This is a genomic window from Saccharospirillum sp. (assembly GCF_040881935.1).
Lineage (GTDB): Bacteria > Pseudomonadota > Gammaproteobacteria > Pseudomonadales > Natronospirillaceae > Saccharospirillum.
The window spans coordinates 1-22,688 of the sequence record NZ_JBBECH010000096.1 but is presented as its reverse complement, the minus strand read 5'-3'; the positions used below and the strand labels follow the sequence as shown (position 1 = coordinate 22,688).

Below are 22,688 nucleotides of genomic sequence, written 5' to 3'. Positions count from 1 at the left end.
TTACCTCTTAGCCTTTAACCGCGGGTTGAACAACAACGTGAGAACCTGTTGCACCGGGCAATGCACCCTTGATCAACAACAAGTTACGCTCTGCGTCGACGCGAACGATCTCAAGTGACTGCACAGTAGAGCGCTCAGCACCCATGTGGCCAGACATCTTCTTGCCTTTCCACACACGACCTGGCGTCTGGCACTGGCCGATAGAGCCCGGTGCGCGGTGAGACAGTGAGTTACCGTGAGTTGCGTCTTGCATGCTGAAGTTGTGGCGCTTGATCGCACCAGCGAAGCCTTTACCCTTGGAGGTTCCGGTCACATCCACACGCTGGCCTGCTTCGAACAGGACAACGGTCAATTCTTCGCCAGCCTTCAATTCGACTGCTTCTTTCAGAGTGAATTCACGAGTGAACACACCGGCTTCAACACTGGCTTTCGCGAAGTGTCCTGCCTGAGACTTGGTGACGCGATTAGCACGACGAGTACCAGCGGTAAGCTGGACTGCATAGTAGCCATCGGTTTCCACGCTCTTTACTTGCGAGACCCGGTTGGGCTCGACTTCTACGACGGTCACTGGAATGGAAACGCCGTCTTCTGTGAAGACACGAGTCATGCCAGTCTTACGACCAATCAGACCAATTGACATTTCTTTCTTTCCTCTATGTACGGGGCTAAAACCCGCTATGGCCGCCCAGTTACTGCGCCTGTAACCACGTTAGGATTAACTGCAGCTTGGGCTGTTACATTAGAGACTCAGCGATTAGCCGAGGCTAATCTGTACGTCCACACCTGCCGCCAAGTCCAACTTCATCAACGCATCTACAGTCTTTTCAGTTGGCTCAACGATATCCAGCATGCGCTTATGAGTACGAATTTCGTACTGATCGCGCGCATCCTTGTTCACGTGCGGAGAGACCAGCACGGTGTAGCGTTCTCTGCGAGTCGGCAGCGGGATCGGGCCCCGTACCTGTGCGCCAGTGCGCTTAGCCGTATCGACGATCTCCTGAGTCGAAGCATCGATCAGGCGATGATCGAACGCTTTCAAGCGTATTCTGATCTTTTGGTTCTGCATGTGACCAAAGCTCCAAGATTGTTAAACAGCAATATACCCCCGGAAAATCAGGGGAGGCGTATTGTATGTATCTTGAGCAGGGCTGTCAACGACGATTAGGAAAGGAGTTCTAGGCGTGGATTTTCATTAAAAATCAGGGAGTTAAAGCAAAAGAGGCGCCCTTGGGCGCCTCTTTTTTAGCTGCTAGCTATAAGCTGCGAGCGATGAGCCGTTACTAACAGCTCACAACTCTCAGCTCAAAGCTCGTCTTTACTTGATGATCTTCGCTACAACACCCGCACCAACGGTACGGCCGCCTTCACGAATCGCGAAACGCAGACCTTCGTCCATCGCGATCGGGGCGATCAGAGTGACGTCCATCTTGACGTTATCGCCTGGCATCACCATCTCTACGCCTTCCGGCAGTTCACAGGCACCGGTTACGTCGGTGGTGCGGAAGTAGAACTGCGGACGGTAGCCCTTGAAGAACGGCGTGTGACGACCACCTTCGTCTTTGCTCAGAACATACACTTCGGCTTCGAAGGTGGTGTGCGGCGTGATTGAACCCGGCTTGGCCAGTACCTGACCACGCTCAATGTCGTCACGCTTGGTGCCACGCAGCAGCGCGCCAATGTTCTCACCGGCACGACCTTCGTCGAGCAGCTTGCGGAACATTTCAACACCGGTCACAACCGTCTTGGTGGTGTCGTGAATACCAATCACTTCCACTTCTTCACCTGACTTGACGATGCCACGCTCAACACGACCGGTTACAACGGTACCGCGGCCGGAGATTGAGAACACGTCTTCGATCGGCATCAGGAACGGCTGGTCAATCGCACGCTCCGGCTCCGGAATGTAGCTATCCAGCGCCTCAACCAGCTTCTTAACAGCGGTTGTGCCCATCTCGTTGTCGTCTTTGCCTTCCAGCGCCATCAGCGCAGAGCCGGTGATGATCGGCGTGTCGTCGCCCGGGAAGTCATACATGGACAGCAAATCACGCACTTCCATCTCAACCAGTTCCAGCAACTCTTCGTCGTCGACCATATCGGCCTTGTTCAGGAACACAACGATGAAGGGTACGCCAACCTGACGCGACAGCAGGATGTGCTCACGCGTTTGCGGCATCGGGCCGTCAGCGGCTGAACACACCAGAATAGCGCCGTCCATCTGAGCCGCACCGGTGATCATGTTCTTCACATAGTCAGCGTGGCCCGGGCAGTCTACGTGTGCATAGTGGCGTGCCGGTGAATCGTATTCAACGTGAGAGGTGGCGATGGTGATACCACGCTCGCGCTCTTCCGGAGCGTTGTCGATGCCGTCAAACGCGACAGAGGCGCCTGTGCCCCACACTTCGTGACAGACGCGCGTCAGCGCCGCAGTCAAAGTAGTTTTACCGTGGTCAACGTGACCGATGGTGCCGACGTTTACGTGCGGCTTGGTACGTTCAAAAGTAGCCTTAGACATGGTGTCTTTCCTCTAAGTTAAGCTCAAAAAGATCAAGACTTCTTGATAATTTCTTCAACGATGTTCATCGGGGCTTCTTTGTAGCCTGAGAATTCCATCACGTAAGAGGCACGGCCCTGAGACATGGAACGCAGGTCCGTAGCGTATCCGAACATTTCGGACAGTGGCACCTCAGCATTGATGATCTTGCCCGACGGGCTGTCTTCCATGCCTGAAACTGTGCCGCGACGACGGTTAAGGTCGCCCATAACGTCACCCATGTAGTCTTCCGGCGTTACCACCTCAACACTCATCATGGGCTCAAGCAAGGCGGGGCTCGCTTTTTCCTTCAACTTCTTGACCGCCATTGAGGCAGCCACTTTAAAGGCCATCTCGTTGGAGTCAACGTCGTGGTAGGAACCGTCATGCAGAGTGGCCTTCATGCCGAGCAGTGGGTAGCCCGCCAGAATGCCGTTCTTCATCTGTTCCTGGATACCCTTCTCAACCGCGGGAATGTATTCCTTCGGAACGGAACCACCGACGATTTCGTTAACGAAAACCAGCTTCTCGGCGTTCTCGTCGTCAGCCGGTTCAAACTTGATCACAACGTGACCATATTGACCGCGACCACCCGACTGCTTGGCAAACTTGGAGTCGATATCACAAGCGTTACGAATGCGCTCACGATAGGCAACCTGAGGTGCACCCACGTTTGCTTCGACTTTAAATTCACGCTTCATCCGGTCAACCAGAACGTCCAGGTGCAACTCACCCTGACCGCCAATAATGGTCTGGCCGGTTTCTTCGTCAGTACGAACGGTAAATGAAGGATCTTCCTGAGCCAGTTTGCCCAGAGCGATACCCATTTTTTCCTGGTCGGCTTTCGACTTCGGCTCAACGGCGACGTGAATCACCGGATCCGGGAAGTCCATGCGCTCCAGGGTAATCGGGTTGGCCGGGTCACACAGAGTGTCACCAGTGGTCACATCCTTCATACCGATCAGGGCGCCAATGTCGCCAGCCAGCAGCTCTTTAATCTCTTCACGGTTGTTGGCGTGCATCTGCACCATCCGGCCTACGCGTTCGCGCTTGCCCTTAACCGCGTTCAATACCTGATCACCGCTCTTGACCACGCCGCCGTATACACGAATAAACGTTAGCGTACCAACGAACGGGTCTGTGGCGATCTTAAACGCCAGAGCGTTGAACGGCGCATCGTCATCAACCTTAACCGCCTTCATGGTCTCGCCGTCATCAAGCCTACCTTCGATGGCACGAACCTGAGTCGGCGATGGCATGTATTCGATAACGCTGTCCAGTACCGCCTGAACGCCTTTGTTTTTAAAGGCAGAACCGCAGTGAGTCAGAACGATTTCACCTGCCAGTGTGCGCAGTCGCAGACCGGTCTTGATGTCGTCTTCCTCTAGAGTCTCAGACTCCATGTACTTTTCCATCAGCTCATCGTTGGCTTCAGCGGCAGCCTCAACCATCTGAACGCGGAACTCTTCGGCTTTTTCCTGCAGATTCGCCGGAATGTCTTCCAGCTCGAAAGTCATGCCCTGGTCTTCTTCATTCCAGATAATGGCCTTCATCTTGATCAGGTCAATCACGCCAGCGAAGTCGTCTTCAGCACCGATCGGAATCTGGATCGGCACCGGGTTAGCACCCAGACGCTCTTTCAACTGTTTGACAACGCGATAGAAATCAGCGCCGGCACGGTCCATCTTGTTGACGAACACCATGCGCGGAACTTCGTAACGGTTGGCCTGACGCCAAACGGTCTCAGTCTGCGGCTGTACGCCTGAAGAACCACACAGTACGACGACAGCGCCGTCGAGTACCCGCAATGAACGCTCAACTTCAATGGTGAAGTCAACGTGTCCCGGGGTGTCGATGATGTTGATGCGGTGCTCATCGAACTGCTTGGCCATGCCTTGCCAGAAACAGGTGGTAGCGGCAGAGGTAATGGTAATACCTCGCTCTTGCTCCTGCTCCATCCAGTCCATGGTGGCGGCGCCATCATGAACTTCACCGAGCTTGTGCGACAAGCCGGTGTAGAAAAGTACGCGCTCTGTAGTCGTCGTTTTACCGGCGTCTACGTGCGCGACGATACCAATATTACGGTACCGGTTAAGCGGAGTTTTACGAGCCACAACTCTTTCTCCTTAACAGAAAATGTTTGCTCTAAAGCTTAGAAACGGTAATGAGAGAATGCTTTGTTAGCTTCGGCCATACGGTGCACATCTTCACGCTTCTTGATCGCAGCACCTTTACCTTCGGACGCATCCATCAACTCACCGGCCAGGCGCTGACCCATGGATTTCTCACCACGTTTACGGGCAGCATCAACCAACCAGCGCATAGCCAAGGCTTCACGGCGAGACGGACGCACTTCGACGGGCACCTGATACGTGGCACCACCGACACGGCGGGATTTCACTTCGACCATCGGCGCAATAGAATCCAGAGCCGTTTCGAACATGGCGATGGGATCCTGATCGGACTTCTTCTCTTTGACGATGTCCAGGGCACCATAGACGATACGCTCGGCAACAGACTTCTTGCCGTCGTACATGACATGGTTCATAAATTTGGCCAGTTGCGTGTTCCCAAATTTGGGATCTGGCAGTACTTCACGCTTTGCAGCAACGCGTCTTCTTGGCATTGATAAGCCCTCAAATAGGTCTTCAGGCAATTCTGGGATGAGCAGTCGTCCGACTCTTTCGATGACGCTTCGACAACAGCACCCAGCCTTACTCTTATCCTGAGACTGAATGAATCAAATGAAATTAGCCCTTAGGCCGCTTGGTACCGTACTTGGAACGAGCCTGCTTACGGTTGGCAACGCCGGAGGTATCCAGTGAGCCACGAACGGTGTGGTAACGAACACCTGGCAAGTCTTTAACACGACCGCCACGGATCAGTACAACCGAGTGCTCTTGCAGGTTGTGACCTTCACCGCCGATGTAGGATGACACCTCGAAACCGTTAGTCAGTCGTACACGACAGACTTTACGCAGAGCCGAGTTCGGCTTCTTCGGGGTAGTTGTGTACACACGGGTGCATACACCACGACGTTGCGGGCAGCCTTCCAGGGCCCGAACATCGCTTGCGACCGCTTTGCGCTTACGCGGCTTACGGACGAGCTGGTTAATTGTAGCCATTAAAGCCTCTCTAAAAGTTCACTTCTCATTACACGACAGCACCCGGATGGCGAGCCAACCGGGTCCTGTAGGGAGCGCGCATTTTAGTGATCGCGCAATTCTTAGTCAACGTAAGCGTATGCTTACTTGTTGAGCGCCTGACTGAGCGCCGCTTCGACGTCGGATGCACTGATCGATGGTTTCTCACCGGTGCGTTCCAGACGTTTGCGGCGACGTTCGGCGTGATAGGCCAAGCCTGTGCCTGCCGGAATCAGTCGACCAACGACCACATTTTCCTTCAGACCGCGCAAATAATCACGCTTGCCAGTGACCGCACCTTCGGTCAGCACCCGGGTGGTTTCCTGGAAGGACGCCGCCGAGATAAAGGATTCTGTCGCCAGAGAAGCCTTGGTGATGCCCAGCAAGACACGCTCGAAACGAGCCACTTCCTGGTCAGCAGTGCCAGCTTTCTCATTCGCCTCAAGCAACTGGTTGTATTCAACCTGGTCGCCCTTGATGAAGTGTGTGTCACCGTTATCCAGCACCATGGCCTTGCGCAGCATCTGACGAACAATCACTTCGATGTGCTTGTCGTTAATGGTTACGCCCTGCAAACGGTATACTTCCTGGATTTCGTCAACGATGTAACGCGCCAGCGCCTCGACACCCCGGACCCGCAGAATATCGTGCGGGTTCATCGGTCCGTCGGAGATCACTTCACCCTTTTCAACCTGCTCACCTTCGAAGACGTTCAACTGGCGCCACTTGGGAATCAGCTCTTCGTAGCCATCCGAGCCGTCAGTTGGGGTGATCACCAAACGCTTCTTGCCCTTGGTTTCCTTGCCAAAGCCGACGGTACCTGAAATTTCAGCCAGAATAGCGGCTTCTTTCGGTTTGCGGGCTTCGAACAAGTCGGCCACACGCGGCAGACCCCCGGTGATGTCGCGGTTACCCGAAGTTTCCTGCGGAATACGGGCAATAACGTCACCGACCTTGATCACATCACCATCCGACAGGCTCAGGAAGGAGCCGTCCGGCAGGAAGTACTGCACCGGCTGATTGGTGTTACCAATCATGATCTCATTGCCTTCCGGATCCAGCAGTTTGACCAGCGGGCGAATTTCCTTACCGGCCGCATTACGCTGGCCCTGAGGAATAACCTCGATGGTGCCGACACCGGTCAATTCATCAATCTTACGATTGGTGGTGATGCCTTCGTCCATACCGATAAAGGCAATTTTACCGTTCGACTCACCGATGATCGGGTGAGTGTGCGGATCCCACTTCGCCACGATCTGGCCAGCTTCAACGGCAGCACCGTCATCAACGCTGATCACAGCACCGTAAGGCAGCTTGTACTTCTCGCGCTCACGGCCGTGTTCGTCGGACACCGCCAGTACACCGGACCGGCTTACAGCGACCAGGTCGCCATCGGCACGGGTAACGGTCTTCAGGTTGCGTAACGATACCTTGCCACCGTGCTTGACCTGAACGCTGTCAGCCGCAGTGGCACGGGATGCCGCACCACCGATGTGGAAAGTCCGCATCGTCAGCTGGGTACCCGGCTCACCGATCGACTGGGCAGCAATAATGCCGACCGCTTCACCGATGTTGACCCGGTGTCCACGTGCCAGGTCACGCCCGTAGCACTGGGCACAGAGACCATAGCGGGTGCTACAACTGATCGCCGAACGGATCTTGATCTGGTCAACACCCCATTCGTCCAACTTTTTAACCCAGGCTTCGTCCAGCATGGTACCGGCTGGTACCCAGGTTTCCTGGCTGACCGGATCGATCACGTCGGTAGCAACCACACGGCCCAGCACCTGCTGACCCAGACCCAGAACGACATCGCCGCCTTCAATGATCGGCTCAACGATAACGCCTTCCTGCGTGCCGCAATCTTCTTCAGTGATTACAACATCCTGCGCCACGTCAACCAGACGACGCGTCAGGTAACCGGAGTTTGCTGTCTTCAATGCGGTATCGGCCAGGCCTTTACGCGCACCGTGGGTCGAGATGAAGTATTCACCGACCGACAAGCCTTCACGGAAGTTGGCCTTAATCGGGTTTTCGATGATCGAGCCATCCGGCTTCGCCATCAGACCACGCATACCGGCCAGCTGACGAATTTGGGCCGGGCTACCCCGGGCACCGGAGTCGGCCATGATATAAACTGAATTGAACGATTCCTGCTCAACCTCGTTACCATCACGATCGGTCACCATCTCCTTGGAGATGCCTTCCATCATCGCGCGGGCGATCTGATCGTTGGCACGAGACCAGATGTCGACCACCTTGTTGTACTTCTCGCCCTGGGTCACCAGACCCGCAGCGAATTGCTCTTCAATGTCCTGAACTTCGGCCTCGGCCTTGCCCAGAATCTCGAGCTTGGCTTTCGGAATAACAAAGTCATTCACGCCAATGGACGAGCCGGAACGGGTAGCGTAGCTGAAGCCCATGTACATGATCTGGTCAGCAAAAATCACCGTGTCCTTCAGACCGACACGACGATAGCACTCGTTCAACAAGCCACTGATCGCTTTTTTCTTCATCGCCTGGTTGACCAGCTCGTAGGGCAGGCCATCGGGGACAATTGAAAACAGAATCGAGCGGCCAACGGTGGTATCGACAATGGAGGTGGAGTCGATCGCTTCACCTTCACTGTTTTCATACACCTGGCGCAAACGCACCTTGACCTTCGCCTGCAACGCGACTTCACCGGCACCGTAGGCACGCTGAACTTCGGCGATGTTTGAGAACACCATGCCTTCGCCCTTGGCGTTAACACGTTCACGGGTCATGTAATACAGACCCAGAACCACGTCTTGTGACGGCACGATGATCGGTTCGCCACTGGCTGGCGACAGCACGTTATTGGTCGACATCATCAGCGCACGCGCTTCAAGCTGGGCTTCCAGCGTCAGCGGCACGTGAACGGCCATCTGGTCACCGTCGAAGTCGGCGTTATAAGCCGCACACACCAGGGGATGCAGTTGAATGGCCTTGCCTTCGATCAGCACCGGTTCAAACGCCTGAATACCCAGACGGTGAAGTGTCGGTGCCCGGTTCAACATCACCGGATGCTCGCGAATTACCTCGTCCAGGATGTCCCAGACCACGGCTTCTTCACGCTCAACCATCTTCTTGGCGGCCTTGATGGTGGTCGCCAGGCCACGGTGCTCCAGCTTGCTGAAAATAAACGGCTTGAACAGTTCCAGCGCCATTTTCTTCGGCAGACCACACTGGTGCAGGCGCAGTGTAGGACCAACCACGATCACCGAACGACCGGAGTAGTCTACGCGCTTACCGAGCAGGTTCTGACGGAAACGACCTTGCTTGCCCTTGATCATATCGGCCAGCGATTTCAGCGGACGACGGTTCGAGCCAGTAATGGCGCGACCGCGACGGCCGTTGTCGAGCAGGGCATCAACCGATTCCTGCAGCATGCGCTTTTCGTTGCGCACAATGATATCCGGTGCCGCCAGCTCAAGCAGACGCTTGAGACGGTTATTCCGGTTGATCACCCGGCGATACAGATCGTTCAGGTCCGAAGTGGCAAAACGGCCACCATCAAGCGGTACCAGCGGACGCAGATCCGGTGGCAGCACTGGCAGTACCGTCATCACCATCCACTCAGGCTTATTGCCTGATTTTTCAAAGGCTTCAAGCAGCTTCAGGCGCTTCGACAGCTTCTTGATTTTGGTTTCAGAATTGGTCGCCGGGATCTCTTCGCGCAGTTGCGCGGTCTCACCCACCAGGTCAATTCCGTCCAGCAGTCGCTGAATGGCTTCGGCACCCATGCGGGCATCGAAATCATCACCAAATTCTTCGATCGCTTCGTAGTATTCTTCGTCGGTCAGCAACTGACCTTTTTCCAGACTGGTAAGGCCCGGATCGATGACGACAAAGCTCTCGTAATAGAGGATGCGTTCGATATCACGCAACGTCATATCCAGCATCAAACCGATGCGAGACGGCAGTGACTTCAGGAACCAGATGTGGGCAACGGGCGCAGCCAGCTCGATATGGCCCATGCGCTCACGACGCACTTTGGCTTGAGTGACTTCCACACCGCACTTTTCACAAATCACGCCACGGTGCTTAAGGCGCTTGTACTTGCCACACAGGCACTCGTAATCCTTGATAGGACCAAAGATACGGGCACAGAACAGGCCATCACGTTCCGGCTTGAAAGTCCGGTAGTTGATGGTCTCAGGCTTCTTCACCTCGCCAAAAGACCAAGACCGGATCATGTCCGGTGAGGCCAGGCCAATGCGGATCGAGTCAAACTCTTCCGACTGGCCCTGAGATTTCAACAGATTCAGCAAATCTTTCATCATTCAGCTCCGAAAGGAGTGGCTTTAGGCGGCCAACGGCCGCCCAACCGTCGTCAGGCACGTGCCGGTTGCCCGGCCCGCCCGACCTTACTCTTCGTTTTCCAGTTCCATATCGATGCCCAGCGAGCGGATCTCTTTAACCAGTACGTTAAAGGATTCCGGCATGCCCGGTTCCATCCGATGGTCGCCGTCCACGATGTTCTTGTACATCTTGGTCCGACCAGCCACATCGTCCGATTTCACCGTCAGCATTTCCTGCAGGGTATAGGCGGCGCCGTACGCCTCCAGGGCCCACACTTCCATCTCACCGAAGCGCTGACCACCGAACTGCGCCTTACCACCCAGCGGCTGCTGGGTAACCAGGCTATAGGAACCAGTCGAACGGGCGTGCATCTTGTCATCGACCAGGTGGTTCAACTTCAACATGTACATGTAACCGACGGTGGTCCTGTTTTCAAAAGCCTCACCGGTACGACCGTCCCAGAGTTGAATCTGGCCGCTGTCATCCAAACCTGCCAGACGCAGCAACTCTTTGATTTCTTCCTCTTTGGCACCGTCGAACACGGGCGTCGCGATAGGTACGCCGCCGCTGACATTTTTCGCCAGTTCGAGGATTTCCGTATCGGAGAAGTCCTCCAGGGTTTCCTTGCGGATACCCCGGCCGGACTTATTGTAGACCTCATCCAGGAAGCCGCGAATCTCGCTGACGGCTTTCTGGTCACGAACCATATCGTTGATGCGCTTGCCCAGACCCTTGGCGGCCGCACCCATGTGCGTTTCCAGAATCTGACCTACGTTCATCCGCGACGGTACGCCCAAGGGGTTTAGCACCACATCAATCGGCTCGCCCTGATCGTCAAACGGCATGTCTTCCACCGGCATGATCACAGAGATCACACCCTTGTTACCGTGCCGACCGGCCATCTTGTCACCGGGCTGGATCTTGCGCTTGACCGCGACGTAGCATTTGACGACTTTCAGCACGCCCGGCTGCAGATCGTCTCCGCTCTGCAACTTACGCTTCTTGTCTTCAAAACGTGCATCCTGGTCGTCTTTGCGTTCTTTCAGCTGGGCTTCGGCTTTCTCCAGCATTTCTGCCAGGGCCTCGTCCTGCAGACGCAGTTTGAACCAGTCTTCACGCGGCAGCTCGGCCAGGTAAGCTTCAGTCAGGGTATCCCCTTTCTTCAGCGACGGACCACCGGCAACGGTCTGACCTACCAGGTTGGCCTGCATCCGTTCAAAGACAGTGTCTTCGACGATGCGGTACTCGGCGTTCAAGTCCTTGCGGAACTCGGCCAGTGCCATCCGCTCGATGTCTTTGGAACGCTGATCGCGCTCGACACCGTCACGGGTGAACACCTGTACGTCGATAACGGTACCGACCATGCCGCCTTTAACGCGCAGCGAGGTGTCTTTTACATCCGATGCTTTTTCGCCAAAGATGGCGCGCAACAGTTTTTCTTCCGGCGTCAGCTGGGTCTCGCTCTTCGGCGTGACCTTACCCACCAGAATGTCACCCGGGCCAACTTCGGCACCGATGTACACCACACCGGACTCATCCAGCTTGTTCAAAGCAGACTCGCCCACGTTCGGGATGTCGGCGGTGATCTCTTCAGCACCCAACTTGGTATCGCGGGCGATACAGGTCAGTTCCTGAATGTGGATGGTGGTAAAACGATCTTCCTGAACCACCTTCTCCGACACCAGAATGGAGTCTTCGAAGTTGTAACCGTTCCAGGGCATAAAGGCGATGCGCATGTTCTGGCCCAATGCCAGCTCACCCATATCGACGGAAGGACCGTCGGCCAGAACATCACCGCGCGCTATCGACTCGCCCTGATGGACAATGGAGCGCTGGTTGATACAGGTGTTCTGGTTGGAACGCGTGTACTTGGTCAGGTTGTAGATATCCACGCCGGCATCGCCGCCCTGGATTTCATCTTCAGTAACCTTGATCACGATGCGCGATGCGTCGACGTACTCAACATAACCGCCACGCTTGGCCGTTACACAGACGCCGGAGTCGATCGCCACGCTGCGCTCAATTCCCGTACCTACCAGCGGCTTGTCAGCTCGCAGGGTCGGCACCGCCTGACGCATCATGTTGGAACCCATCAACGCGCGGTTGGCGTCATCGTGCTCCAGGAACGGCACCAGTGCTGCCGCCGCCGAGACCACCTGACGCGGTGATACATCCATCATGTCGACATTGGCCAGTGGCGCCATGGTGAATTCGTTCTGGTGACGCACCTGAACGAACTCGCCGACGATGTTGTCGTTATCGTCCAGCGGAACGTTGGCCTGGGCAATAGTGTGCTTGGCCTCGTCAATCGCCGACAAATAAACGATATCACTGGATACCTTGCCGTTTGCAACGCGGCGGTAAGGTGTTTCCAGGAAACCGTAGCTGTTGGTGCGGGCATAGGTCGACAGCGAGTTGATCAGACCAATGTTCGGACCTTCCGGCGTCTCAATCGGGCATACCCGGCCGTAATGCGTCGGGTGTACGTCGCGCACTTCGAAGCCAGCGCGTTCACGGGTCAAACCACCTGGGCCCAATGCCGATACACGACGCTTGTTGGTAATACCCGACAGCGGATTGTTCTGATCCATAAACTGGGACAGCTGGCTGGAACCAAAGAATTCTTTGATCGCGGCCGCTACCGGCTTGGCATTGACCAGGTCCTGCGGCATCAGGCCTTCGCTTTCAGCCATAGACAATCGCTCGCGCACAGCGCGCTCTACACGGACCAAACCTACACGGAACTGGTTCTCGGCCATCTCACCAACAGACCGGACGCGACGGTTACCCAGGTGGTCAATGTCATCCACCGTGCCAAAACCGTTGCGAATTTCGATCAGAGTGCGCAGTACGTCAACAATATCTTCGTTGCTCAGCGTACCTTCGCCTTCTTCACCTTCACGCCCCAGGCGACGGTTAAACTTCATCCGCCCAACGCCGCTCAGGTCATAGCGCTCGCCGCTAAAGAACAGGTTCTGGAACAAGGTTTCGGCCGACTCTTTCGTCGGTGGCTCGCCAGGACGCATCATGCGGTAGATTTCTACCAGCGCTTCAAGCGGCGTGCTGGTCGGATCGTTACGCAAGGTGTCTGAAATATAGGGACCGCAATCCAGATCGTTGGTGTACAACAGATCCACTTGCTTCAATTTCAGTTCGCGAACTTTCTCGATGATCTCAAGGCTGATTTCATCGTTGCAGTTAGCGAATATCTCGCCACTGGTCGGGTCGACCAGATCGGTCGCCAGTGCCTTGCCCAGCAGGTACTCATCAGGCACAACCACGGTGTTGATGCCAGACTTCTCCAACTGACGAATGTGGCGCGCAGTGATGCGTCGACCGTCTTCGATGAGCACGGTACCGTCTTTGTCCTTAATTTCAAACGCAGCCGTTTCGCCACGCAGGCGCTCGGACACGATCTTCATCTCGAACTTATCACCCTTCAGCTTGAACTCGGACCGCTCAAAAAACATGTCCAGAATTTGCTGGTTGGTGTATTCCAGGGCACGCAGCAGAATCGTCGCCGGCAACTTGCGGCGGCGGTCGATACGTACAAACACCTGATCTTTTGGATCAAACTCGAAGTCGAGCCAGGAACCACGGTAAGGAATCACCCGGGCTGAATAGAGCAGCTTGCCGGACGAGTGGGTCTTACCCTTGTCATGGTCAAAAAAGACACCCGGTGAACGATGCAGCTGGGACACAACAACGCGCTCGGTACCGTTTACAATAAAGGTACCGTTTTCAGTCATCAGGGGCATCTCGCCCATGTAGACTTCCTGCTCTTTGATGTCCTTGATGGCCTTGCTCGGCGACTCTTTATCGTAAATAATCAGCCGGACTTTGACCCGCAGCGGTGCTGCATAGGTCACCCCACGCAGTTGGCATTCTTTTACGTCGAAGGCCGGGATGCCCAGCTTGTAACTGACGTACTCTAAAGCGGCATTGCCAGAATAACTGACAATTGGAAATACGGACTTGAAAGCTGCATGCAGCCCACTGTCCTGTCGTTCGGCCGCATCGGTATCGGCCTGTAAAAAGTTACGGTAGGAATCCAGTTGTATTGCCAGCAGGTATGGGATGTCCATCACCGGCTTCAATTTGCTGAAATCCTTACGGATACGCTTTTTCTCGGTGTAAGAGTATGCCATCAGCAATCCCCAGCTTGTTCACCAACGGTGGGTCTGAGCGGTTGACGGTCAGGGTCGGTGATGACCGCTGTCCGCCATTCGGTAATGCGATGATTGCCAGACGTCAACAATCATCCCGAAATCTGTCGCTTCCTGCGCTCCTCCTCTTTATCGGAGGCCCCTGGCGTTTGCCATCGTCCTGACGGATCGATGCGGTCAATCCGCCTTACTTAATCGGGGTGCTCAGAAACTTTTGCTTCTGAGACACGAAAAGGCCGACGGCCAATGGCCGCCAGCCAATTCGACTGAATTGCCTAATCGCAATCCAGAACCATCGAAGTTACTTAACTTCCACGGTTGCGCCAGCTTCTTCCAGCTTGGCTTTGATCTGCTCAACTTCGTCTTTGCTGGCAGCTTCTTTAACTGCAGCAGGAGCGCCGTCGACCAGACCTTTGGCTTCTTTCAGGCCAAGACCGGTAATTTCACGAACAACCTTGATCACGTTTACTTTCTTCTCACCAGCAGAAGTCAGAATCACGTCGAATTCAGTTTGTTCTTCAGCGACTTCACCCGCAGCAGCCGGACCGGCAGCAACAGCAACAGCAGCCTGGGCAGAAACGCCAAACTTCTCTTCCATTGCTTCAACCAGAGCCACAACGTCCATTACAGACATGTCAGCAATGGCGTTCAAGATATCTTCGTTGGACAGTGCCATGTTACTAATCTCCAAAAATTCTCAAAAATGTTCAAACAAGTTGCGTAACGATTACGCAGCTTCTTTTTTCTTGTCGGCAACAGCCGCCATAACACGGGTGATAGAGGATGGTACCTCGTTGAGCGTACGCGCCAGCTTGGTAACCGGTGCCAACGTAACGTTGGCCAGCATTCCCAGAGCTTCGTGACGCGTCGGCAAGTTCGCCAGACGATCAATTTGGTCCGCACCCATCAGTTCACCACCAACGGCCAGCGATTTCACTTCGAACTTTTCAACATTTTTCGCAAAATCTTTGAAAAGACGAGCGGCAGCACCCGGGTCTTCCATCGAGAAGGCCAGCAGAGTCGGACCGACCAAAGCGGAATGAGCCGCTTCGAATTCAGTACCTTCAAACGCACGTTTGGCCAGAGAGTTCTTGACCACACGTACGAAGATTTTCTGCTCACGGGCCTGCTTACGCAGGTTGTCCATATCTGAAACGGTTACACCGCGGGCATCCGCGATCACCAGAGACAGAGCGTTGGCAGCAACTGCATTCACCTCGGTGACAATGGCTTTCTTGTCTTCGAGATTCAGCGCCACAATCTTTCTCCTACTATTTTCTGGCTTAGCCAGACTCAAATGAGCCTGTCACCATCGAAGGTCCGAAGACCCTGTGTTTTGACCCCTCTCGGGATCAACGGTGGTAGGATCCAGCCCAATAAAAACCGAATCGGGGTCCACCGTCTGCGTAGGACATTAAGGGAACCGGGCGTCAACGATTCATAAAACCTCAACCCCGAACCCACCTACGGTCTTTGACAATTCCCGCGAGTAACACCCGCGAGAACCCCAAAGTCCTGTTGCGCCGCCCCTCTATCTAAAGGCAGCGACTTAAATCAGATCACCAGTGAGCTCTGATCGATCGCAATGCCAGGACCCATGGTCGATGACACAGAAATCTTCTTCAGATACACACCTTTGGCAGAAGACGGCTTCAACCTTTTCAGGTCAGCAATAATGGCTTCTGCGTTTTCTTTAATCGCGTTCGGCTCAAACGCCACCTTGCCGATGCAAGCGTGGATGATGCCGTTTTTGTCAGTACGGAACCGTGCCTGACCCGCTTTGGCGTTCTTGACCGCAGTCGCGACGTCTGGCGTTACCGTACCCACTTTCGGGTTTGGCATCAGACCGCGAGGACCCAGCACCTGACCCAGCTGACCAACAACACGCATCGCATCCGGAGAGGCGATTACAACACCAAAGTTCAGATCGCCGCCCTTGATTTGCTCGGCCAGATCTTCCATACCGACGACATCGGCACCGGCTTCCTTGGCTGCTTCAGCGTTGGCGCCCTGGGCAAATACCGCGATACGCACGTCTTTACCGGTGCCGTTTGGCAGTACGGTAGAGCCACGAACGTTCTGGTCCGATTTACGAGCGTCAATGCCGAGGTTAACAGACAGATCGACAGACTCTGCGAATTTAACGGTTGACAGTTCTTTCAACAGAGCAACAGCGTCTTCGATGCTGTATACCTTGGTTGCGTCAACTTTTTCGCGCGCGACTTTGGCGCGCTTGCTCAGCTTAGCCATTACTCAACACCCTCTACATTCAGACCCATGCTACGGGCAGAACCCGCAATCGTACGAACCGCTGCATCCATATCGGCTGCTGTCAGGTCGGGATCCTTGGTGGTGGCAATCTCTTCCAGCTGAGCACGGGTAACAGTACCGACTTTCTCAGTGTTGGGACGACCTGAACCGCTCTTGATGCCAGCTGCTTTTTTCAGCAGAACCGCAGCAGGCGGAGTCTTGGTGACAAAGGTGAAGCTGCGGTCACTGTATACGGTAATAACAACAGGGATCGGCAGACCTGGCTCAACGCTCTGGGTCTCGGCGTTGAACGCCTTACAGAATTCCATGATGTTCACGCCATGCTGACCCAGAGCCGGACCTACCGGGGGACTCGGGTTGGCTTGACCTGCCTTTACTTGCAGCTTGATATAAGCATTAACTTTCTTGGCCATGATAACCTCTCATTTGGGTGGTAACGCCGCTAGGCTCCCCGTCAAACAATACAGACAACAAAGCCCCGAAGCCGCTTCGACCCCAGGGCATGCAGCCTGCCTGCATATCAGGTCATTTTTTCGATCTGGGTAAACTCCAGCTCGACCGGGGTTGCCCGACCGAAAATCGATACCGAGACCTGCACCCGGTTTTTCTCGTAATTCACTTTCTCGACAGTGCCGTTGAAATCTGCAAACGGACCATCGTTGACCCGGACCACTTCGCCCGGTTCGTATATGGTTTTCTGAGTCGGTTTATCGACCCCTTCCTTAACCCGCTGCAGAATACCATCGGCTTCGCGACTGGTCAGCGGAGCTGGCTTCTCAGGCGTACCGCCGATAAAGCCCATCACCCGGGGAATCTCTTTCACCAGGTGCCAGGTATCGTCGTCCATTTCCATCTCGACCAGGACGTAACCCGGGTAAAACTTGCGCTCACTCTTGCGCTTCTTGCCATCGCGCATTTCAACGACGGACTCGGTCGGCACCAGAATTTCACCAAACTTATCCTGCATGCCTTTTAATTCAACCTGCTCCTGCAAGGAGGCAGCAACGCGCTTTTCATAACCTGAGTACGCGTGAACAACAAACCAGCGTTTGGCCATACCGATCTCCTTAACCAATAATCCGGGACACAACCAATCCCAGTAGAGAATCGACACCCCAAAGAATCAGAGCAACTACCAGCACGACACCGATCACAACCAGACTGGTCTGAGTCGTTTCCTGCCGGGTCGGCCAGACTACCTTGCGCACTTCCACCCAGGCTTCTTTGCGCAACCGGTTAATGTACTTGCCACGCGCGGTTGTCAGCGCGATTCCGATGGCGATCAGGGATACAAACACAACCGCCAACGCGCGAACCAGCATGGACTGGTCGCCAAAATAGAAATTACCACCGATAACCGCAATCATAAGCAGTGCGACGACGATCCACTTGATCCAATCTAGGGCGGTATTATTCGACTCAACCTGAGCGTTCATGCGGTGGACACCTTAACTCTGGATAAATTCAGTGCTGCATCTGCCCAGCACTGCAACTGTGAATCTTGGGCGCTTTAATGGCAGGCCAGGAGGGACTCGAACCCACAACCCCCGGTTTTGGAGACCGGTGCTCTACCAATTGAACTACTGGCCTGTAAAGCAACTGGGCGGCGGATTCTATGCTAACTACCGCGCAGTTTCAAGCACTTAGGTGGCTTTTTTCAAGAAACGAACGAACCCTGAGGCACCGCTTCCATCCGACCAGCCCCGACACACCTCCAACAGCGATCGAAACTACCCAAACTCCCTAAACACACCGACCCACCATAATGGCAAAGCGGATTTATTGCCGGAAACAGAGCTCCGGCGGCAGGACTTGCAAGGCGCCAGGGGCGCCTTGCAGCTGTTAGCGATGAGCCGTTACTAACAGCTCACAACTCTCAGCTCAAAGCTCGTCTTTACTTGATGATCTTCGCTACAACACCCGCACCAACGGTACGGCCGCCTTCACGAATCGCGAAACGCAGACCTTCGTCCATCGCGATCGGGGCGATCAGAGTGACGTCCATCTTGACGTTATCGCCTGGCATCACCATCTCTACGCCTTCCGGCAGTTCACAGGCACCGGTTACGTCGGTGGTGCGGAAGTAGAACTGCGGACGGTAGCCCTTGAAGAACGGCGTGTGACGACCACCTTCGTCTTTGCTCAGAACATACACTTCGGCTTCGAAGGTGGTGTGCGGCGTGATTGAACCCGGCTTGGCCAGTACCTGACCACGCTCAATGTCGTCACGCTTGGTGCCACGCAGCAGCGCGCCAATGTTCTCACCGGCACGACCTTCGTCGAGCAGCTTGCGGAACATTTCAACACCGGTCACAACCGTCTTGGTGGTGTCGTGAATACCAATCACTTCCACTTCTTCACCTGACTTGACGATGCCACGCTCAACACGACCGGTTACAACGGTACCGCGGCCGGAGATTGAGAACACGTCTTCGATCGGCATCAGGAACGGCTGGTCAATCGCACGCTCCGGCTCCGGAATGTAGCTATCCAGCGCCTCAACCAGCTTCTTAACAGCGGTTGTGCCCATCTCGTTGTCGTCTTTGCCTTCCAGCGCCATCAGCGCAGAGCCGGTGATGATCGGCGTGTCGTCGCCCGGGAAGTCATACATGGACAGCAAATCACGCACTTCCATCTCAACCAGTTCCAGCAACTCTTCGTCGTCGACCATATCGGCCTTGTTCAGGAACACAACGATGAAGGGTACGCCAACCTGACGCGACAGCAGGATGTGCTCACGCGTTTGCGGCATCGGGCCGTCAGCGGCTGAACACACCAGAATAGCGCCGTCCATCTGAGCCGCACCGGTGATCATGTTCTTCACATAGTCAGCGTGGCCCGGGCAGTCTACGTGTGCATAGTGGCGTGCCGGTGAATCGTATTCAACGTGAGAGGTGGCGATGGTGATACCACGCTCGCGCTCTTCCGGAGCGTTGTCGATGCCGTCAAACGCGACAGAGGCGCCTGTGCCCCACACTTCGTGACAGACGCGCGTCAGCGCCGCAGTCAAAGTAGTTTTACCGTGGTCAACGTGACCGATGGTGCCGACGTTTACGTGCGGCTTGGTACGTTCAAAAGTAGCTTTAGACATAGTCCCAGCCTCTCACCTGGATTCACATAAGCAAAAGGCAGCCACTGTTAAGTGCCTGCCTTCCGATTCACTCAGCCAGCCAAAACGCCGGCTACAAATATGGTGCTCACGATGAGATTTGAACTCATGACCTCTCCATTACCAATGGAGTGCTCTACCACTGAGCTACGCGAGCGAACGCATCAGACAGAGCAGAAGATAAAACCCAAAGGCTCACCTTCAACAACACTATCTGGAGCGGGTAGCGGGAATCGAACCCGCATCATCAGCTTGGAAGGCTGAGGTTCTACCGTTGAACCATACCCGCACAGCCTCCGGAAGGAGGAAAATGGTGGAGGGGGACGGATTCGAACCATCGAAGCATAAAGCGGCAGATTTACAGTCTGCTCCCTTTGGCCACTCGGGAACCCCTCCAAACCGGGCGAAAGTTTGCATGAAGCATACCAAGGTGTCAACTCTGATCGCTAAATTTTTCTCAATCAGAACAAGCACTTAGACAACATGAAACCGGATAAAACCCGCCTTGCCTAACAAGGAGGCGCGCATAATATTGATTATGCGCATGAAATGCAACTGTTCGTCAGGCGTTTTGCACCACCGTTTGATGTCAAAGTGCTTGGCGCAGGCCTGTTAGCACCGGAAGCGTTGAAACGAAGCCCCTTCAAATGCAGCAACAATCGACTCCAGCGCTGAATTGGAAATCAGCCGGGCTGACTCCGCCGCCACCGTCAACACCCACACCAGACGGGTCCGGTCGACCCGCTCGACGCGCGCGCCTATATTCTGCCTGGCTAATTCGGCCACGCGTGTCCTGGCGTTATTGTCCGACGAGAACAGCCCCAGCGAAATACCACCCGCCAGACGACCCTGGTTAATCAAAAAGCTCTCTACATCGTCTGCCTGCAACTGCGTCAGCCGATTGCGGCCTTGCTGGTCGGTATCAAAGGGACCGATAACAACCCAGTAATCGGAACGGAGAACCTCTTCCTGTGTAGTTTTCGCAGAATCGACCTCCAGCGCCCGCAGTCGGGACTGGATGATATCGGCCTGATCTTCAGCCGCAATACCACTAATGCGGACGCATTGCAGCGGTTCAACCACCGGTTCAGCGACCTCGGTTCGCTCCAGCTCCGCCAGCCGGGTCCGAGTCGCTTCGTTAATGGCCAGATTATTCATCTGTGCAACCGAGGGCTCAGGCTCCTGAACATGAGGCTGAGTCGTCTGCCAATACTGATACCCACCCAGAGCCAGATTCAGCAGCAGCAGCGTTAAAATAATCCACTTCATCCCAGTGATTCCATGTAAGCCGCGTCTTTATAAAGTTGTTTCATGCCGGCGATGACCAGATCTGACATCTGCTCCCCGGGAGGATGAGTGAGACTGGCCAGTACGGGCGCATCACCTCCGGTCCAGACCAGGCGGCAAGGTGTCAGTCCAAACTCGGTGACGGCAGCCGTCACCGCCGCACTGAGTGTCAGCACCGCGCCGTTGGCAATGGCATCGACGGTATTGTGCCCCGGCGCCTTACTCTGGCTCGCCGCTACATCCGGCAGCGAGAATGTATCATTTACCAGGGCACGGCGCATCAGCGCCAGCCCGGGCACGATATAGCCGCCGCCATGATGCCCTGCGGCATCCAGCGCATCTATGGTCAAAGCAGTACCGGCATCCACAATCACCACGTTCTGCTGCCAGCTGCGCACCGCGATCAGTGTTAGCCAGCGATCAATGCCATAGCAGGCCGGATCCGGGTAGGCGATCTGAACGCCATGCCAGCCGTTGCGCACCGCCATCATGCTGACTTTATGTCGACCTTTGGCCTCCAGTGCCGACTGCAACCGGGCGCCGAACGCGGAAACCGTAGCGATCAACACCTGAGCCGGTTGCCATTGGTCAATGGCCGCCAATGCCGTTTCGAGGTCCAGCCAGAATCCCGACTGCTCGCCTAGCCGGTACTTGCACCGGCTGTTTCCGCAATCAAGGAACAGGACGTCCGCTTCAGGGAATGCTGGGTTAGCACTGGGCATAGTGATCGCCCCTCTGCAGCGGCCCAGGCCTTGCTTCTGCTGTATGCCCCACCCTTGTTTCAAGCCCTACCATAGTACCGACACCTCACCGCCGTTGACGGTGCGTCGCTGTCCCAGCTCGTCATCAACCATTAACTGACCCTGTGCATCTATACCCCGGGCGACCACCGCTTCACGCTGACCGCCTTGCACCAACGTTACCGGGCGGTTAAGCAAACAATCGTGACCAGACCACGCCTGCAGCAGCGTTGCCAGGCCTGCCGGACGGCTTAGGTCGGCCAAAACGTCCTGCAGTTCATTTAATAGCGCGGCCAGCAACTCATTCCGGTCAATAAAATGGCCGGCGATTTGCCGCAGGCATCCGACCTCACGGTCCAGCCCCGGCGGTGCTGCGTTCACATTCAAACCAATACCGATAACCAGCACTGGCTGATCCAGGAGGTTGCCCTGAAGTTCACACAACACACCACCGAGCTTGCGCCCCTCATAGTAGATATCGTTAGGCCATTTTAGCGCAACCGACAATGTCGTTACCTGACGAATCGCCCGCACTACGGCCACGCCCACCACCAGGCTGGCCGCGTAGAGCGAATCGCCGGTCAGTGATTCCCGCACGGCTGCCGAGACCATCACACTGCTGGCAGGGGGGCTCTGCCAGGCACGACCCCGCCGACCCCGACCCTGATGCTGATAGTCAGCCGTGCAGACCGACCAGCGCCCCGGTGCAGGCGGCTGTGCCAGCACCCAGGCATTGGTGGAATCAACATCGGTGCGGATATCGAGTACCGACAGGCGTCGCGTGACCTCCGGGGACAGGAGCGACAGTATTCGCTCCCGGTCCAGCAGACTCACCGGTTCCGCCAAACGATAGCCGCGTCCCTTAACCGAATACACATCCACACCTTGCGCCACCAGCTCAGCCACCCAGTTGGACACCGTCGGCCGCGTTACACCAAGCTCGATGGCCAGCATCTGACCGGAGGTGAAATGCTGGTGGGACAATAACGGCAATAGTCGGTACAGGCTTTTCATGCAGTCAGGGCAACCTTGGCGATAACGGGACGGGTAACGGGCAGGCCTTGCCCGGTCAGTGCACATCATAGGGAAATTTAAGGCCACGGCCCAGAGCGAACCGCA

At 55.4% G+C, this 22,688-nt stretch carries 18 protein-coding genes and 4 tRNA genes; all 22 read right to left on the bottom strand.

All coding sequences use genetic code 11. From position 1 onward, the window contains the following. Positions 1 to 7: 7 nt before the first annotated feature. Positions 8 to 640 carry a 50S ribosomal protein L3 gene (gene rplC / locus WEB54_RS17715; protein ID WP_368056559.1) on the bottom strand — a complete coding sequence of 211 codons (633 nt, stop codon included), beginning with the start codon at positions 638 to 640 and terminating at the stop codon, positions 8 to 10. A 114-nt stretch (positions 641 to 754) separates the two neighbouring features. Next, complete coding sequence (gene rpsJ, locus WEB54_RS17710) at positions 755 to 1,066, bottom strand: 30S ribosomal protein S10 (protein ID WP_028671296.1); 312 nt, start codon at positions 1,064 to 1,066, stop codon at positions 755 to 757. A 249-nt stretch (positions 1,067 to 1,315) separates the two neighbouring features. After that, entirely contained in the window at positions 1,316 to 2,512 is a 1,197-nt protein-coding gene (gene tuf, locus WEB54_RS17705; protein WP_368056561.1) for an elongation factor Tu, read from the bottom strand. 32 nt (positions 2,513 to 2,544) lie between these two features. Further along, positions 2,545 to 4,644, bottom strand: a complete 2,100-nt coding sequence (fusA, locus tag WEB54_RS17700) for an elongation factor G (protein WP_368056563.1) — start codon at positions 4,642 to 4,644, stop codon at positions 2,545 to 2,547. 38 nt (positions 4,645 to 4,682) lie between these two features. Further along, positions 4,683 to 5,156 carry a 30S ribosomal protein S7 gene (gene rpsG / locus WEB54_RS17695; RefSeq protein WP_368056565.1) on the bottom strand — a complete coding sequence of 158 codons (474 nt, stop codon included), beginning with the start codon at positions 5,154 to 5,156 and terminating at the stop codon, positions 4,683 to 4,685. A gap of 124 nt (positions 5,157 to 5,280) precedes the next feature. After that, complete coding sequence (gene rpsL, locus WEB54_RS17690) at positions 5,281 to 5,655, bottom strand: 30S ribosomal protein S12 (protein WP_028671300.1); 375 nt, start codon at positions 5,653 to 5,655, stop codon at positions 5,281 to 5,283. A gap of 122 nt (positions 5,656 to 5,777) precedes the next feature. After that, on the bottom strand, positions 5,778 to 9,974 hold the full coding sequence (gene rpoC, locus WEB54_RS17685; protein WP_368056865.1) for a DNA-directed RNA polymerase subunit beta': 4,197 nt from the start codon (positions 9,972 to 9,974) through the stop codon (positions 5,778 to 5,780). Positions 9,975 to 10,061: 87 nt separating this feature from the next. Beyond that, a complete protein-coding gene (rpoB, locus tag WEB54_RS17680; protein WP_368056859.1) occupies positions 10,062 to 14,144 on the bottom strand; it encodes a DNA-directed RNA polymerase subunit beta in 4,083 nt (1,360 codons plus the stop codon). Positions 14,145 to 14,463: 319 nt separating this feature from the next. Beyond that, the gene (rplL, locus tag WEB54_RS17675; RefSeq protein ID WP_368056567.1) at positions 14,464 to 14,838 is read right to left on the bottom strand and encodes a 50S ribosomal protein L7/L12; all 375 of its coding nucleotides are present in this window, start codon (positions 14,836 to 14,838) and stop codon (positions 14,464 to 14,466) included. A 51-nt stretch (positions 14,839 to 14,889) separates the two neighbouring features. Further along, entirely contained in the window at positions 14,890 to 15,420 is a 531-nt protein-coding gene (rplJ, locus tag WEB54_RS17670) for a 50S ribosomal protein L10 (protein WP_368056568.1), read from the bottom strand. 296 nt (positions 15,421 to 15,716) lie between these two features. Then, positions 15,717 to 16,412: a 50S ribosomal protein L1 gene (rplA, locus tag WEB54_RS17665; RefSeq protein ID WP_028671305.1), complete on the bottom strand. Its 696-nt coding sequence runs from the start codon at positions 16,410 to 16,412 to the stop codon at positions 15,717 to 15,719. Then, the gene (gene rplK, locus WEB54_RS17660) at positions 16,412 to 16,846 is read right to left on the bottom strand and encodes a 50S ribosomal protein L11 (RefSeq protein WP_368056570.1); all 435 of its coding nucleotides are present in this window, start codon (positions 16,844 to 16,846) and stop codon (positions 16,412 to 16,414) included. The genes rplA and rplK overlap by 1 nt, the downstream gene beginning before the upstream one ends. A gap of 107 nt (positions 16,847 to 16,953) precedes the next feature. Then, positions 16,954 to 17,490, bottom strand: coding sequence for a transcription termination/antitermination protein NusG (gene nusG / locus WEB54_RS17655; protein ID WP_368056572.1), 537 nt, complete (start codon positions 17,488 to 17,490; stop codon positions 16,954 to 16,956). A 10-nt stretch (positions 17,491 to 17,500) separates the two neighbouring features. Beyond that, positions 17,501 to 17,869 (bottom strand): preprotein translocase subunit SecE, encoded by a 369-nt coding sequence (gene secE, locus WEB54_RS17650; protein WP_368056574.1) that lies wholly within the window; start codon positions 17,867 to 17,869, stop codon positions 17,501 to 17,503. Positions 17,870 to 17,947: 78 nt separating this feature from the next. Next, positions 17,948 to 18,023 (bottom strand) — tRNA-Trp (locus WEB54_RS17645). Between the two features lie 304 nt (positions 18,024 to 18,327). After that, positions 18,328 to 19,524: an elongation factor Tu gene (tuf, locus tag WEB54_RS17640; protein ID WP_368056561.1), complete on the bottom strand. Its 1,197-nt coding sequence runs from the start codon at positions 19,522 to 19,524 to the stop codon at positions 18,328 to 18,330. 100 nt (positions 19,525 to 19,624) lie between these two features. Then, positions 19,625 to 19,699, bottom strand: a tRNA-Thr gene (locus tag WEB54_RS17635). A gap of 58 nt (positions 19,700 to 19,757) precedes the next feature. Further along, a tRNA-Gly gene (locus WEB54_RS17630) sits at positions 19,758 to 19,831 on the bottom strand. 22 nt (positions 19,832 to 19,853) lie between these two features. Continuing rightward, a tRNA-Tyr gene (locus WEB54_RS17625) sits at positions 19,854 to 19,938 on the bottom strand. A gap of 216 nt (positions 19,939 to 20,154) precedes the next feature. Next, positions 20,155 to 20,811: a hypothetical protein gene (locus WEB54_RS17620; RefSeq protein WP_368056575.1), complete on the bottom strand. Its 657-nt coding sequence runs from the start codon at positions 20,809 to 20,811 to the stop codon at positions 20,155 to 20,157. After that, positions 20,808 to 21,551: a type III pantothenate kinase gene (locus tag WEB54_RS17615; RefSeq protein WP_368056576.1), complete on the bottom strand. Its 744-nt coding sequence runs from the start codon at positions 21,549 to 21,551 to the stop codon at positions 20,808 to 20,810. Before WEB54_RS17615 ends, WEB54_RS17620 begins: the two co-directional genes overlap by 4 nt. Positions 21,552 to 21,617: 66 nt before the next feature. Beyond that, complete coding sequence (locus WEB54_RS17610; RefSeq protein WP_368056578.1) at positions 21,618 to 22,583, bottom strand: biotin--[acetyl-CoA-carboxylase] ligase; 966 nt, start codon at positions 22,581 to 22,583, stop codon at positions 21,618 to 21,620. Positions 22,584 to 22,688 lie beyond the last annotated feature (105 nt).

Excerpts from the sequence above, each read along its gene's own strand:
- tuf (WP_368056561.1), bottom strand. The coding sequence starts at position 19,524 with ATGTCTAAAGCTACTTTTGAACGTACCAAGCCGCACGTAAACGTCGGC.
- nusG (WP_368056572.1), bottom strand. The coding sequence starts at position 17,490 with ATGGCCAAACGCTGGTTTGTTGTTCACGCGTACTCAGGTTATGAAAAG.
- WEB54_RS17615 (WP_368056576.1), bottom strand. The coding sequence starts at position 21,551 with ATGCCCAGTGCTAACCCAGCATTCCCTGAAGCGGACGTCCTGTTCCTT.
- WEB54_RS17620 (WP_368056575.1), bottom strand. The coding sequence starts at position 20,811 with ATGAAGTGGATTATTTTAACGCTGCTGCTGCTGAATCTGGCTCTGGGT.
- rpsL (WP_028671300.1), bottom strand. The coding sequence starts at position 5,655 with ATGGCTACAATTAACCAGCTCGTCCGTAAGCCGCGTAAGCGCAAAGCG.
- secE (WP_368056574.1), bottom strand. The coding sequence starts at position 17,869 with ATGAACGCTCAGGTTGAGTCGAATAATACCGCCCTAGATTGGATCAAG.
- rpsJ (WP_028671296.1), bottom strand. The coding sequence starts at position 1,066 with ATGCAGAACCAAAAGATCAGAATACGCTTGAAAGCGTTCGATCATCGC.
- rplK (WP_368056570.1), bottom strand. The coding sequence starts at position 16,846 with ATGGCCAAGAAAGTTAATGCTTATATCAAGCTGCAAGTAAAGGCAGGT.
- rplA (WP_028671305.1), bottom strand. The coding sequence starts at position 16,412 with ATGGCTAAGCTGAGCAAGCGCGCCAAAGTCGCGCGCGAAAAAGTTGAC.
- rpoC (WP_368056865.1), bottom strand. The coding sequence starts at position 9,974 with ATGAAAGATTTGCTGAATCTGTTGAAATCTCAGGGCCAGTCGGAAGAG.
- rpoB (WP_368056859.1), bottom strand. The coding sequence starts at position 14,144 with ATGGCATACTCTTACACCGAGAAAAAGCGTATCCGTAAGGATTTCAGC.
- rplL (WP_368056567.1), bottom strand. The coding sequence starts at position 14,838 with ATGGCACTGTCCAACGAAGATATCTTGAACGCCATTGCTGACATGTCT.
- rpsG (WP_368056565.1), bottom strand. The coding sequence starts at position 5,156 with ATGCCAAGAAGACGCGTTGCTGCAAAGCGTGAAGTACTGCCAGATCCC.
- tuf (WP_368056561.1), bottom strand. The coding sequence starts at position 2,512 with ATGTCTAAGGCTACTTTTGAACGTACCAAGCCGCACGTAAACGTCGGC.
- WEB54_RS17610 (WP_368056578.1), bottom strand. The coding sequence starts at position 22,583 with ATGAAAAGCCTGTACCGACTATTGCCGTTATTGTCCCACCAGCATTTC.
- rplC (WP_368056559.1), bottom strand. The coding sequence starts at position 640 with ATGTCAATTGGTCTGATTGGTCGTAAGACTGGCATGACTCGTGTCTTC.